This is a genomic window from Kitasatospora sp. NPDC127111, from assembly GCF_042677465.1.
GTDB lineage: Bacteria > Actinomycetota > Actinomycetes > Streptomycetales > Streptomycetaceae > Kitasatospora.
Genome location: NZ_JBHXTG010000059.1, coordinates 1 through 13,000 on the forward strand (window position 1 = coordinate 1; position 13,000 = coordinate 13,000).

12 protein-coding genes and 1 pseudogene are annotated in these 13,000 nt (G+C 74.3%); 3 read left to right on the forward strand and 10 right to left on the reverse strand.

Annotated features, from left to right (window positions below):
• The 6 genes and pseudogenes from ACFVHB_RS28925 to ACFVHB_RS28950 form a co-directional block, all read right to left on the reverse strand.
• Positions 1-96 (reverse strand): annotated as a pseudogene (locus tag ACFVHB_RS28925) (electron transfer flavoprotein subunit beta); the annotation flags it as partial.
• Between the two features lie 220 nt (positions 97-316).
• Positions 317-1,117, reverse strand: a complete 801-nt coding sequence (locus ACFVHB_RS28930; protein WP_380328088.1) for a family 1 encapsulin nanocompartment shell protein — start codon at positions 1,115-1,117, stop codon at positions 317-319.
• Positions 1,114-2,175 carry a Dyp-type peroxidase gene (locus ACFVHB_RS28935; protein WP_380328090.1) on the reverse strand — a complete coding sequence of 354 codons (1,062 nt, stop codon included), beginning with the start codon at positions 2,173-2,175 and terminating at the stop codon, positions 1,114-1,116. Before ACFVHB_RS28935 ends, ACFVHB_RS28930 begins: the two co-directional genes overlap by 4 nt.
• Before the next feature lie 170 nt (positions 2,176-2,345).
• On the reverse strand, positions 2,346-3,317 hold the full coding sequence (locus ACFVHB_RS28940) for an MFS transporter (protein WP_380328092.1): 972 nt from the start codon (positions 3,315-3,317) through the stop codon (positions 2,346-2,348).
• A 38-nt stretch (positions 3,318-3,355) separates the two neighbouring features.
• Positions 3,356-3,979: an FMN reductase gene (locus ACFVHB_RS28945; protein ID WP_380328094.1), complete on the reverse strand. Its 624-nt coding sequence runs from the start codon at positions 3,977-3,979 to the stop codon at positions 3,356-3,358.
• Positions 3,976-5,097, reverse strand: a complete 1,122-nt coding sequence (locus ACFVHB_RS28950) for an LLM class flavin-dependent oxidoreductase (protein WP_380328096.1) — start codon at positions 5,095-5,097, stop codon at positions 3,976-3,978. The genes ACFVHB_RS28945 and ACFVHB_RS28950 overlap by 4 nt, the downstream gene beginning before the upstream one ends.
• A 131-nt stretch (positions 5,098-5,228) precedes the next feature.
• On the opposite strand from ACFVHB_RS28950, the gene ACFVHB_RS28955 reads away from it, so the two are divergent.
• Complete coding sequence (locus ACFVHB_RS28955) at positions 5,229-5,990, forward strand: PP2C family protein-serine/threonine phosphatase (protein WP_380328098.1); 762 nt, start codon at positions 5,229-5,231, stop codon at positions 5,988-5,990.
• Positions 5,991-6,057: 67 nt separating this feature from the next.
• Here ACFVHB_RS28955 and ACFVHB_RS28960 read toward each other — a convergent pair whose 3' ends face one another.
• Both ACFVHB_RS28960 and ACFVHB_RS28965 read right to left on the reverse strand, forming a co-directional pair.
• On the reverse strand, positions 6,058-8,598 hold the full coding sequence (locus tag ACFVHB_RS28960; protein WP_380328100.1) for a collagenase: 2,541 nt from the start codon (positions 8,596-8,598) through the stop codon (positions 6,058-6,060).
• Between the two features lie 404 nt (positions 8,599-9,002).
• The gene (locus ACFVHB_RS28965; protein WP_380328102.1) at positions 9,003-9,575 is read right to left on the reverse strand and encodes a DoxX family protein; all 573 of its coding nucleotides are present in this window, start codon (positions 9,573-9,575) and stop codon (positions 9,003-9,005) included.
• A gap of 191 nt (positions 9,576-9,766) precedes the next feature.
• On the opposite strand from ACFVHB_RS28965, the gene ACFVHB_RS28970 reads away from it, so the two are divergent.
• Positions 9,767-10,363 (forward strand): TIGR03086 family metal-binding protein, encoded by a 597-nt coding sequence (locus ACFVHB_RS28970; RefSeq protein WP_380328104.1) that lies wholly within the window; start codon positions 9,767-9,769, stop codon positions 10,361-10,363.
• 217 nt (positions 10,364-10,580) lie between these two features.
• Positions 10,581-11,060, forward strand: coding sequence for a hemerythrin domain-containing protein (locus tag ACFVHB_RS28975; RefSeq protein WP_380328106.1), 480 nt, complete (start codon positions 10,581-10,583; stop codon positions 11,058-11,060).
• A 42-nt stretch (positions 11,061-11,102) separates the two neighbouring features.
• Here the strand turns inward: ACFVHB_RS28975 and ACFVHB_RS28980 are convergent, their stop codons facing one another.
• Both ACFVHB_RS28980 and ACFVHB_RS28985 read right to left on the reverse strand, forming a co-directional pair.
• Positions 11,103-11,891, reverse strand: coding sequence for a VOC family protein (locus ACFVHB_RS28980; protein ID WP_380328108.1), 789 nt, complete (start codon positions 11,889-11,891; stop codon positions 11,103-11,105).
• Positions 11,892-12,221: 330 nt separating this feature from the next.
• Entirely contained in the window at positions 12,222-12,986 is a 765-nt protein-coding gene (locus ACFVHB_RS28985) for a hypothetical protein (protein WP_380328110.1), read from the reverse strand.
• Positions 12,987-13,000 lie beyond the last annotated feature (14 nt).

Consider the following 13,000-nt stretch of genomic DNA (forward strand, 5'->3'; position numbering starts at 1 on the left):
CACGCCCTCCCGGTCGGTGGTGTGGTCGTCCGCGAAACGACGGTCACCCGTCGCGTCCGGCACGTACTTCACACAGACAACGATCCTCAAGCTCATGAGCGGTTCTCCTGTACGGGTGCACTGGTCCATGGCCTCAGGTCATGCCGAGGGTACTGAGTGCCAAGTCCGGGCCGGCCGCGCCCTGCGAGCAGCAAGCGCCACCTGGACCGGCATGCCGTGTCGGCTCTCTTCGACTGGCGTCAGAGGCTCTCCGGAGAGAATACGGCACTCAGTACCCCTGGTAAAGGAACTCAGTACCCTTCGGCCGCAGGAGGCCTCAGCGGCCGCCCAGCACGACGGCCGCCTCGCCCGTGTAGAGGCGGAAGGTCATCGACTCCTGCAGGTAGAGCGAGACCGACCCGGCGTCGTGGGCGAGGTAGCCGACCGAGACGTCCTGGCCGAGGAAGAGCTCGAAGTCGCCGCCCCGGGCGGAGAGCAGGTAGGCGCCCTCGATCGCGGGGGCCCAGATGATCTCGCCGTCCAGCAGCCGGGCGATGTGCGCGGCGACGGGGTGGCCGTGGTCGCTGGTCTCGCTGACCGCGGTGAACGGGTCGGCGCCGAGCAGCAGCGAGTACGGGCCGCCGACGCCGGCCAGCCGCAGGGCGGTGAGGGCCTGGCTGACCGTGGTCGGGTACTCCCGCACGTCGGCGGGCAGCGGGATGGGCGGGTTGGTGGCGCCGGCCCGGATGCCCTCGATGGCGGCGGCCCGGTAGCCCTCGAAGATCGCGCGGTCCTCGGCGAGGGCGAGGGTGCGGGCCGCGTCCTTGACGGGCTGCCAGTCGGAGTCCCGGGAGCCGCGCTCGACGTCGTCCACGGCGGCCCGGTCCACGGTGAAGGGGACGCGCAGCTCCACCAGCGGCCGGGCCTCGCGGGCGTGGGCGAGGACGCCCTCGGCGGGCGGGTCGACCGGGGTCAGGTGGCCGGTGCCGACGGCGGCGAGCCCGGCACCCCCGGGGCCGTTCAGGTCGACCACGCGGCGCCCGGCGACGTGGAGCTCGAAGGTCTGCCGGGCCTCCGCCTCGATCTCCGCCCAGGCGGCGGCGGAGACGGGGGCCAGGTCGCGGTGCAGGTTGCTCATCGTGCGGGGGTCCTCCTCAGACTGCCGATGGCGAGCGAGCCGTCGGACACGGGGGTGGGAACGGCGTTCTCCAGCGCGGCCGGGGCGGCGGACGGCGCCGGCGGCGGGGCGTCCAGGAAATCGGCGGTCGGCACGTGGAAGAGCGACCCGGTGACGGCGGTGGAGAAGTCGAGCAGCCGGTCGTACCGGCCCGGCGGGCGCCCGACGAACATGTTCCGCAGCATCTCCTCGGTCACCTCGGGGGTGGCGGCGTAGCCGATGAAGTACGTCCCGAACTCGCCCTTCCCCGCGAAGGAGCCGAACGGCATGTTGAAGCGCATGATCTGCCGCTCCTCGCCGTCCGGGCCGGTGACGCTCGTGAGCGCGACGTGCGAGTCGGGCGGCCGCACCGCGTCGTCCAGCTCGACGTCGTCGAGCTTGGTGCGGCCGACGGCCCGTTCCTGCTGCTCCACCGGGAGGGCGTTCCAGGCGTCGAGGTCGTGCAGGTACTTCTGCACGATGACGTAGCTGCCGCCGGCGAACTCCCGGTCCTCCGGCCCGACGAGCACGGCGGCGGCCGCCGCCCGGCCCTCGGGGTTCTCGGTGCCGTCGACGAAGCCGAGCAGGTCGCGGTTGTCGAAGTAGCGGAAGCCCTCCGCCGAGTCCACCACGGTGACGGCACCGGCCAGCCGACGGGTCAGCAGGCCGGCCAGTTCGAAGCAGAGGTCCAAACGGGTGGCCCGGAGGTGGAACAGCAGGTCGCCGGGGGTGGCCGGGGCCCGGTGGCGGTCGCCGGCCACCTCCCGGAAGGGGTGCAGTCCGGCGGGCCTCGGGCCGGCGAAGAGCCGGTCCCAGGCGTCCGAGCCGATGCCGATGACGCAGGCGAGTCCGCCGTCCGGGACGCGGAAGCCGACCGAGCGCCGTAGGCCGGCCAGGTCGGGCAGCAGGTCACGGACGGCCTGCTCGCCGCCGGGGTCGATGGTGAGCACCAGGAAGACGGCGGCGCCGGTGAGCGGGGTCAGCACGTCCTGCGGCTGCGGCGGCGGAGCGCTCCCGGGGACGTCGGGCGCGGACTCCACCTCAGGACTCCCGGGACGGCGGGACGGGGTGGATCAGCAGAAATCCGATCATGCGCACGATTACACCGCAGAGCGGACACGGTGGCACGGCCAACACGCGCCGACGGCCCCCGGCGGAGCGTGGCAGCGCCGGGGACCGTCGTCGGTGGGCCGGTCAGTGGTGGGGGCCGTCAGTGGGGGCGCTGCCGGCGACGGGGGACTCGGGCCCGGCCGGCGGTCGGCGGCCGACGCAGGCCCGGGGCGGTGACCAGCGCGCCCAGCAGCACCGCCGCGACCGGCACCACCAGCGCCGCCCGGAAGCCGCCCAGCTCGTCCGCGCCGGACCCGAGCGCGGCCAGGGTCACCGCCGTCACCACCGAGAGGCCGAGCGCCGCACCGAACTGGAAGGAGCTGTTGAGCAGCCCGCCGGCCAGGCCCTGCTCCTCCTCGGCGACGCCCTCGGTGGCCGCGATGGTCAGCGGCCCGTAGGCGAGGGCGAAGGCCAGCCCGGTCAGCAGCATGGTCGGGAACATCGGGTACGACCAGTCCGGCCCGACCGGCAGGAACAGCCCGTACGAGACCGCCGCCAGGCAGAAGCCGCCCAGGATCACCCGGGTGTTGCCGAACCGCTCCACCAGCCGCGGCGTGAGGGTCGGCGCCAGCACCGCGTCCACGCCCACCGCGAGCAGCGCCAGGCCGGTCTGCAGCGACGTCCAGCCGCGCAGGTCCTGCAGGTACAGGGTGACCACGAACTGGAAGCCGAAGAACGAGCCGGCGAAGAGCATCGCCCCGAGATTGGCCCGCAGCAGGGCGCCGGAGCGCAGCAGGCCGAGCCGGACCAGCGGCGCGGCCGAGCGCCGCTCGACCGCCGCGAAGGCCGCCAGCAGCGCCGCCCCGCCCGCCAGCGCGGCCGCCGTCCAGCCCGCCGCGGCGCCCGGCTCGCCGAGCCGGACCACGCCGTACACCAGCAGCAGCATCGCGCCGGTCACGGTGACGGCGCCGGCCAGGTCGAAGCGCTCGCCCGGCCGCCGGGCGGCGGGCTCGTCGCGCGGGATCAGCGCGGCCGCCCGCGCCGCGTACGACGCGCGGGAGGCGTGAGGCCCGCGGGTACGCCGAAGGGGCGGGCCCGCACCGGACCCGCCCCTTCCCGCGTCCGCCGGCACCCGCCGGCGACTGCTGTCGCCCCCCGGCGCCCCCGGGCTCAGACCCGCAGGGCCGCCAGCTGCTCGGCGAACGGCACCACCTGCTCCGGCAGTCCGGGCGCCGCCGGGCCGCGGCCCTCCAGCAGCCCGGCCAGCTCGCCGGCCGCCCGGTCGATCCGGCCCGGGAGACCGTCGGTGTGCCGGTCCCCCGCGGCGCCCCAGTCGTCGGTGGCCGCGTAGACCGCGGTCGGCACGACCACCGCGCGCAGGTAGCTGAACAGCGGCCGCACGGCGTGCTCCAGGGCGAGCGAGTGCCGCGGGGTGCCGCCGGTGGCGGCGATCAGCACCGGCTTGCCGGTGAGGGCGTCGTGGTCGATCACGTCGAAGAAGGACTTGAACAGGCCGCTGTACGAGGCGGTGAAGATCGGCGTCACCGCGATCAGCGCGTCCGCCTCCGTCACCGCCCGGACCGCCTCGCGCAACGCGGCGCCGGGGAAGCCGGTGACGAAGTTGTTCGCCACCTCCGTGGCCAGGTCGCGCAGTTCGACCACCGTGACGTCCACCGCCCGCCCGGACGCGCCGAGCTGACGGACCGTCGACTCGGTGAGCCGGTCGGCGAGCAGGCGCGTCGAGGACGGCTCGCTCAGTCCGGCACTCACCACCACCAGCTTGAACGCGGTCACTTGGCCACCTCCACCTTCTCGTGAGCCTTCTCCTGCGCCTTCTCGTCCCCGGCCGCGGCGACCCGGGCCGCGTGCGTCGGCCCGTCCGGGACCCCGGCCGGCCGGCCCTTGGCGAACTCCTCGCGCAGCACCGGCACGACCTCCTCGCCGAGCAGGTCCAGCTGCTCCAGCACGGTCTTCAGCGGCAGGCCCGCGTGGTCCATCAGGAACAGCTGGCGCTGGTAGTCGCCGAAGGACTCGCGGAAGGTCAGCGTCTTCTCGATGACCTCCTGCGGGCTGCCCACGGTCAGCGGGGTCTGCTCGGTGAACTCCTCCAGCGAGGGCCCGTGACCGTAGACCGGCGCGTTGTCGAAGTACGGCCGGAACTCGCGCACCGCGTCCTGCGAGTTCTTCCGCATGAACACCTGCCCGCCGAGGCCGACGTACGCCTGCTCCGGCGTGCCGTGGCCGTAGTGGGCGTAGCGGGCGCGGTAGAGCTCGATCAGCTTCTGGAAGTGCTCCTTGGGCCAGAAGATGTTGTTCGCGAAGAAGCCGTCCCCGTAGTAGGCGGCCTGCTCGGCGATCTCCGGGCTGCGGATCGAGCCGTGCCAGACGAACGGCGGGACGCCGTCCAGCGGGCGCGGGGTGGCGGTGAAGGACTGCAGCGGGGTGCGGAAGCGGCCCTGCCAGTCCACCACGTCCTCGCGCCAGAGCTGGTGCAGCAGCGCGTAGTTCTCGATCGCGAGCGGGATGCCCTGGCGGATGTCCTGGCCGAACCACGGGTACACCGGGCCGGTGTTGCCGCGGCCCATCATGAGGTCCACCCGCCCCTCGGCGAGGTGCTGGAGCATCGCGAAGTCCTCGGCGATCTTCACCGGGTCGTTGGTGGTGATCAGCGTGGTCGAGGTGGAGAGGATGATGCGGTCGGTCTGCGCGGCGATGTAGCCGAGCATGGTCGTCGGCGAGGACGGCACGAACGGCGGGTTGTGGTGCTCGCCGGTCGCGAAGACGTCCAGGCCGACCTCCTCGGCCTTGCGGGCGATGGCCACCATCGCCTTGATCCGCTCGTGCTCGGTCGGGGTGCGGCCGGTCGTGGGGTCGGGGGTGACGTCGCCGACGGTGAAGATTCCGAACTGCATGCTGCTCACCACACTCCTGGCGGGCCCGGGGCTCCGGGCCAGATCGTCAAACTTTCAACCACCTTAGCACCCGGTTGCGCCTCGCTATTCCCGCCGACAATGGAAGGGAGCTCCGGAAGGGCGGCGAGCCGATGGCGGCCTACATCTCGGTGAGCGCGCTGAGCCACGAGGGCCTGGTGCGGGAGCACAACGAGGACAGCCTGACGGTCGGGCCGTGGACCCTCTGCGCGACCGTGACCACCAACCCGCAGACCCTGCTGTTCCCGCTCGGCGTGCCCTGCGTGGTCGCCGTGGCGGACGGCCTCGGCGGACACCCGGGCGGCGAGGTCGCGAGCGCGCTGGTCGCCCGCGAGCTGGCCGCCGCCGGCCCCGCCCTGGACGGCGAGGAGGCCGTCCGGGAGGTCCTCCAGCTCTGCAACCGCTCCGTGCACGCCCACGCGGCCGGCGATCCCGAGCTCGCCGCGATGGGCACCACGGTCGCGGGCGTGGTGCTGCTGCCCGAGCGGGCCGTGGTGTTCAACGTGGGCGACAGCCGGGTCTACCGGATCGCCGAGGACGGGCTGCGCCGGATCAGCGTGGACGACAGCCCTCCCCCGGCCCCCGGGCGGCGCACCACCTCGCTGGTCACCCAGACGCTGGGCGGCTCGTTCGGACCGACCTCCGTCGAACCGCACGTCCGCACCGCCCCGCTCGGGGTCGGCGACCGGTACCTGGTGTGCAGCGACGGGCTGACCGACCCGGTCCCGGAGGAGGAGCTGTCCGAGGTCCTGGCGCGCACCGGCGACGACGTGGACCGGGCCGACGGGCGGGCCGCGTTCGAGCTCTGGAAGGCCGCGATCGAGGCGGGCGGACCGGACAACATCACGCTGGCGCTGGTGCGGATCGGCGCGTGAGCCCCCGGACGCGGGGCACCCCGGCGGGGCGCGGGTGCGCTCCGCCGGGGTGCCCGGCCCTTCCGGCTCAGTACTCGGCCTTGATGTCCACCCCGCTGAAGCCCTGCTGGGCGTACAGGCTGAAGTAGACGTAGCCGGCGGGCGGGTTGGTGACGGTCAGGGTCTCGGTGTTGCTGCCCTGGTTGGTGGAACGGCTGGTGTAGGCGTTGGTGTACGCCCAGCTGCTCTTGTTGTAGTAGAGGTCCGCGTTGCCCGTTCCGCCGGTGCTGCTCACCTTCAGCTGCTTGGTCCCGGCCGGGACGTACAGGTAGAAGTGGGCGTAGTCGCCGGTGGCCGCGGCGACGTTGCCGCGCCGGCAGTTCCGGTCGAGCTGCCGGGTGTCGGCGCCCGAGCACTCCGGCAGCCGCGCGACGGTCACGTTCTGCCTGGTGCTCGCGGTGGCGCCCTTGTCGTCGGTCACGGTGAGGGTGACGGTGTAGGTGCCGGCCGCGGTGTACCACTTGGTCGGGTTGGCGTTGGTCGAGGTGGTGCCGTCACCGAAGTCCCAGGCGCGGGCCACGATCCTGCCGTCCGGGTCGGTCGACCGGTCGACGAAGGTGACGGCCAGCTCGCCGACGGCGGTGGTGAAGGCGGCCGTGGGCGGCCGGTTGCCGGGCGGGGTGGTGCCGGTGGGGCAGGAGCCGTTGGCGCACGCGGTCAGCCAGGCGTCGAAGGCGGCGTCGTAGCGGGTGCCGATGGTGGAGGTCAGGTACGCCCGGGCGCCGTTCCAGTCGCCGGCGCGGTACTTGGCGAGCACCGCGTCCATGTCCGCCCGGTGCTGCTCCAGCATGAAGCGGACGGCCAGGTACCCCCAGCGGTAGACCCGCTCGGTGTCCGCGTTGTCGTACGTGGTGTCGAAGAGCGTGCTCAGCCGGTAGGTGTGGCGGCCGGCGGCGGTCATCGCGGCGTCGTACGTCACCTTGCGGTAGGAGTAGGACACGTACTCGGCGAAGCCCTCGACCCACCAGACGGTCGGCGTCACCATGCCGGCGTTGAAGTCGCCGTACATGTCGAACCGGCCGTCGAGGTAGTGGGTGTACTCGTGGTTGAGGTTCCAGATCTGGAAGTCCGGGCGCGCCCACTCGGCCTCGTAGGCGAGGAAGCGCGGCTGGTTTCCGGCGGCGGCCGGGTTGCCCTCCAGGTACATGCCGCCGTTGTTGGTGTTGATGCCGTAGATCATCGCGGCGAACACCCCGTAGTCGAACCGGGAGTGGAAGACCACGACCTCGATGGTGGTGTTCCGGTCGTCGGCGACCGGGCCGCCGTCCTTGGCCACCGCGTGGAAGAACGCGTCCTGGCCGGTCAGGCTGGAGCAGGCGGCGGTCAGCTGGGTCTGGTCCAGGGCCTGGGCGAGGATCCGGATGCTCGGGCTGCAGGTGTGGGTCACCGTCAGGTTGGCCGCCTTGAGCCGGTTGGCGGCGTCACAGGTGCCGTAGTACGAGCAGTTGCCCGCGTCGTGGGCGTCGACCATCTCGGCGACGGCGGACCACTGGTAGGCGGTGCGGCCGGCCGGCGAGGACTGGTCGGCCAGGCCCTTGGCCAGCGGCCGGGCCTTGGCCTGCAGCGGCGCGTACTGCAGGAAGCGGCCCAGCTCGCGGGCGGCGTTGTACACCAGGAAGGTGTAGTCGCCGCCGAGTTGGGCGTTGTTGGCGGTGGCGAAGGCGTACAGCGAGTCCAGCACGCTCGGGTCGGCCTGCACCGCGGTGACGAACGCCGGGAGCTGGTGGCCCCGCCAGAGGACGGTGAAGACGCCGTTCAGCGCGTTCCCCATCCCGGCCGGGTTGTGGGTGGCGCTGTCGTAGTCGGCCAGCATGCGCTTGACCACGTACAGGTAGCGGGCGTTCTCCTGCGCGCTGTCGATCAGGACGACGGCCTCGCCGAGCGTGCCGGCGTTGTCCGACGTGACGTCACGGGAGTGCGGGTTGGCGAAGAAGGCGTCCAGCGCGCCGCGGATCGAGGTCTGCAGGGCGGTGCCGTAGCTGCCCACGTCGGCGGGGTGGTACCACTGGACGAAGTAGCCGGCCCGCAGGTAGAGCACCAACTGGCCGATGGCGGCCGTGTTGTTGCCCGGGTAGGTCGTGGCGGAGTCGCGCAGGGCGTCGGCCACCGTGACCATCTGGGACTCGCGGAACGCGCCCGCGGCGTCGGTGCCGGTGAGGCTGAAGAGCCCGTTGACGCAGCCGAGGTCCACCGACGTGATCTGCTGGACGAGCGCGCTGCCGGTGCGGCCGGTGAAGTCACCGACGGTGCAGGTGGCGGCCGTTGCGGCCGGGGCCGGCTGCCCGACGGCCTTGGCGTTCGCGGACGCTCCGGCGCCTTCGGTGGGCGCGGTGGCCGAGAGCGGGGCGCGGTCACGGGCGGGGACCGGCCGGTTCTTGCCGTGTTCCTCCGGAGCGGTGCCGGAGCCGGGCTGCGGGCCCGGGTCGGTGGGGGCCGCGGGGGCGGAGCCGCCGGGCTGCGGCGAAGCCGGGACGGGGGCGGCCTGGCTGCGCGGGGCGAACAGTCCGACCGCCAGCAGCAGCGCCAGGGCGATCGTCAACAGCCTTGCCAGGTGCGGCAATGGTGCCATCCGTGACAAAGGGCGTGCGGTTCTCACGTGGGGGCCTCCGGGCCTTCGGCGGCCGCGTGGGGGTGCGGCCGTGTGGGGGTGAGGACCGTTGCGACGAGGCCGCGCGGGCGGCTCCGCCGAGCACACGGTGGGGAGTGTGACATGTACCATGGCATACATCACATGGCGGCGGAAGCCCCGGGGACGGGTCGACTTCGGCGGGCCCGGCCGAAGTCGGCGGAACGCGGCGGGTCACGGAGGCGGGGACGGCCGGGCGGCGAACGGCCGCCCACGGCCGGGCAGTTCGGCCGGACGCCGGCCAACCTCCCTCACGGGATGGCCGATCGGGCCGGCCGGCACGCACGCACGCGAAGGGGCCGCCGGTCGGACGGCGGCCCCTTCGCGAGCCCGGGGACCGGGGCGGCTCACTTGCGCAGCATCAGGATGACGCCCGCCGTCACCAGGCCGACCACGACGGCGGCCGCGCCGTACGCGAGCCGGTGGGCGCGCAGGACCGGCAGGAAACGGTCCACGGCGTAGCGGCCCGGCCCGGTCAGGGCCAGCGCGGCGGCGGCGGCGGTGAGCAGCAGCTCGTACTCGCTGCCCTTGGGGGCGAAGAAGCCGCCGCCCCAGGTGACGGCGAGCGCGTTGACCATGGTGCCCACGATCGCGGCACCGGCCAGCGGGGTCAGCAGGCCGACCGCCAGGGCCAGTCCGCCGAGGGTCTCGGTGAGGCCGGCCACCACGGCCATGGCGTCGCCGGCCGGGTAGCCGCTCATGGTGAAGAACTGACCGGTGCCGTCGATGCCACCGCCGCCGAACCAGCCGAACAGCTTCTGGCTGCCGTGCGCGGCCATCGTCAGGCCGAGGGCGAGGCGCAGCAGGAGCAGGCCGGCGTCGTAGGCGTGCGGGGAGGTCGTCGCGGACCCGGGGGTCACCCGGCCCGGGCGGACGGTGGTGGTGGTGGGGGCGGTCGTGCTCGGGCTGGTGCTCGGCATGCGCGTCTCCATCGATCGGGGTCGGTCGGAGGGATGAGGGATGGCCGCGCTCGGTCGTTCAAATTCGAACCGGCGCTCTTCGACCGTACCCGGAGGTTCGAATTTGAACAACTTGCGGAGTGGCGGGCGCGTCGGGGCGGTGGCGACGACGGCGAGTCGCGGGCGGGTGGGGCCGGAGGCAGGGTGGAGGTATGGCTCATCGCAGGGAACACCGTCGGGACGCCCGGCCGGGCACGCCGTACGCCGAGGCGCTGGCCGCGTTCGGCGAGCGGGTCCGGCTGGTCAAACCCGCGCAGTGGGACGCGCCGACACCGTGCGCCGACTGGTCGGTCCGCGACCTGGTCAACCACCTCACCGCCGAACAGCTCTGGGTCCCCGAGCTGCTGAAGGGCTCGACCGTCTCCGAGGTCGGCAGCCGCTTCGACGGCGACGTGCTCGGCAGCGACCCGGCCGCCGCCTGGACGGTCGCCGCCGAGGCCGCCCGCACCGCGTTCGAGGTGCCCGGCGCGACCGAGCTCACCGTCCACCTGTCGTTCGGCGACGTCTCCGGGCAGTACTACCTGGACCAGCTGACCGCGGACGCCGTCGTGCACACCTGGGACCTCGCCGAGGGGATCGGCCGCCGCGCCCGGCTGCCGGCCGGGCTGGTCGAGTTCGCGCTCGGCGAGTACGCGGGCTACGGCGACCTCTCGGGCAGCGGCCTGTTCGATCCGCCGCTGCCCGTGCCGGACGACGCGAGCCCGCAGACCCGGCTGCTCGCCCTCACCGGGCGCCGCGACCGGCCCTGAGGCCGGCGTCGCGACGGGCAGCGGGGCGGCGTCGCGACCGGCAGCGGAGCGGCGTCGCGACCGCTCGGCCGGCGCAGGGCGAAGGCCTGGCGCCGGGCCCCGGCTTCCGGCAGATCGCTCCTGACCTGCGCCGATACCGTGCCCGTCGGCGGAACGCACCCGTGACGCCGGATACTGGAGGTGTCGGGGGGAGCACCGGACGAGAGGCGGGTGTGCCATGAGCCGCAGGCCGGACATCCTCGGCGAGTTCACCGCCGACCACCGGGCGGTGACGGAGCTGCTCGCCCGGATCGACGCCGCCCCGGACGGCGCGCCCGAGCGCGGGGAGCTGCTGGCCCAGCTCACCGACCTGCTGTTCAGCCACTGCGCCGCCGAGGAGGAACACCTCTTCCCGGTCGTCCAGCACGACGTGGCGGGCGGCGGGGCGCTGGTGTTCACGAGCATCCACGAGCACCTCGCGATCGGCCAGTACCTCTCCGACCTGCAGGGCCTCGGCCCCGGCGAGGCCGCCTTCGACACGCTGTACCAGGGGCTGGCCGAGCTCGTCCGGCGGCACCTGGCGACGGAGGAGGAGCAGGTCTTCCCCGCCGCGCGGAAGGCCCTGCCGGCCGACGCCCGCGCCGCGCTCGGCGACCGGCTGCGGGCCGAGCGCGCGGCGGTCGCGGAGGCCGGGACCGTGGGCGGCGCCGGACCGTAGGCGCCGCCGGACCGTGGCGTGTGTCCGGCGGCCCCCGCCGGCTCAGCTCTTCTTGCTGATCACCGCGAAGCGCCCGCCCTCCGGGTCCTGCAGCCGGGCCACCCGCCCGTACGGCGAGTCGAAGGCCGGCCCCACCGCCGAGCCGCCGAGCTCCTCCGCCAGGGCCAGCGACGCGTCGGTGTCCGGCACCGAGAACGACACCTCCCAGTGCGGCGGCATGCCCGCCGGGCCGCCGGCCTGCTCCTTGGCGAGCGCGGCCACGCTGTGTCCCTCCGCCCGCAGCACCACCCGGTCGTGCTCCCAGTTGACCTCGAAGCGCTCCGGGTCGCGGCCGTCCCAGCGGAACACCGCGCCGTAGAACAGCGCCGCCGCGAACGGGTCCGGCGTGCGGAGCTCGATCCACACCGGCGCGCCGGGCAGGTCCAGCCGCCGGGCCCGGCCCAGCGGGCCCTCCCAGATGCCGAACACCGCCCCCGCGGGGTCGGCGGCGAGCGCCATCCGGCCCTCGTCGAAGGGCAGCGGGCCGACCGCGAGCGTGGCGCCGCGCTCACGCACCGCATCGGCGGCCTCGTCCGCGCTCTCGGTGCCGAAGTAGGCGGTCCACGACACCGGGATGGCCAGGCCGCCGCTCGCGACGCCCAGCCCCGCCACGGCCTCGCCACCGGCCACCGCGTGCACGTACGGGCCGAAGCGGTCCGGCCCGGGCTCGAAGTCCCAGCCCAGCAGCGGCCCGTAGAACGCCTTCGCCGCGTCGAGATCGCGCGCCATCAGGCTCACCCAGCACGGAACGGCCGCCACGCAGCGGACCTTCGCGGTCTCACCGCCGCCCATCGCGCACCTCCTCGCCCCCGGCCGCCGGGCCCCTCCCGACTCCCACGGCCGACCGGCCGCCCGGGCGGACTTCAGCCTAGGGCGTGTCCGACACTTCGCGTCGGATCAGCGCGCGGCGTCGGGGTGCGTGCATCGCAAGGCGGAGGCTGGGGGCACGCCCCCGGCCGGGGCCCCCTCCCGGCCGGAGGCTGGAGGAGCGTCGCGCGCCCGGCGGGACGTGTCGGACCCGGCCCAGCGCGCCGAACCCCGTCGGGGCGCGGCACGGCGCGCGGGCGGCAGGCTGCGCGGTGCCGGGCCCGCCCTGCGGCCGCGGCCCGGCCGTGGCGCGGGTCAGAGCCGCGGCGTCCCCCCGAAGCCGCCGTGGCCCGCGCCGGGCGCCGTGAGGGCGAGCCAGCCGTGGCCGCGGACCGGGGTCTCCGCCGTGATCATGGCGGGGTGGACGGAGAGGCGGGCGGCGGCCGTACCGATGCCCTGCTCCTCCGAGGCGTTGGGCTCGCGGTAGGTGTCCGCGAACTCCTCCTCGTCCTCGAAGTCGTCGATCGTGAGCCGCTCCTCCCAGGGCAGCGGTTCGCCCGTCCACTCGGGCTCGCCGGAGCGCCAGTAGCCGCGCACCACGGCGCCGTGCTCGGCGGCGGCCCAGATCATCGCGTCCGCGAGCGGGTCCTGGAAGTAGACCTGGGCGCGGCCGCAGGCCGCGCTGAGCCGCTCGATCACCTCGTGCGGCCACCAGACGGACTCCCGGAGCGGGCTCTCGGCGTAGATCAGGCGCCAGCCGGCGTACTCGGGGGTGACGAAGACGCGGTACACCTCCTCCGGGGCGTACTTGTCGTCGTGCCCCTGCGCGGCCAGCCCGTAGCGCACGGTGACCGGTATCCGGTCGTGCAGGCCGAGCACCTCGAAGGCCGCCTCGTAGGTTTCCCCCGGGACGGCCAGCCACCAGTGGTCGGGCAGCGGCCCGGGCCGTTCGGCGCCGAACGCCGCGCGGGCCGCCTCGGCCACGGCGGCACGGTCGGCACCGGTGGTGTCGTCGGCGAGCAGGACGTCGACCAGGGCGGCGAGGTCGTCCGGGGCGGGCAGGTCGGTCGCGGTGTTCATGTCCGCGACCCTAG